Origin of the sequence: Alkalibacterium iburiense (genome assembly GCF_039521845.1) — a bacterium.
GTDB classification, from domain to species: domain Bacteria; phylum Bacillota; class Bacilli; order Lactobacillales; family Carnobacteriaceae_A; genus Alkalibacterium; species Alkalibacterium iburiense.
This window is the reverse complement of record NZ_BAAACW010000005.1, coordinates 1-313: the sequence shown is the minus strand read 5'-3', so window position 1 is coordinate 313 and position 313 is coordinate 1.

The window sequence follows — 313 nt, the reverse complement described above, 5'->3', positions numbered from 1 at the left end:
CTTGAGTGACACTTAGTAGTGAAAAATTATGAGTAAGTGTCATCCAAACAGCTTTAAGTGACACTTAGTAGTGAAAAATTATGAGTAAGTGTCATCCAAACAGCTTTAAGTGACACTTAGTAGTGAAAAACTATGAGTAAGTGTCATCCAAACAGCTTTGAGTGACACTTAGAAGAGAAAATTTATAAGTAAGTGTCATTCAAATTGTATTTCAGTAAAAAAAAGACAGCCGATAATGGGAGGGTGCTGAAAAAGAAACCCTTTTTAAGGGCTATAAATGGGTAAAATAAATAATCAGTGATTATCTGGTAAA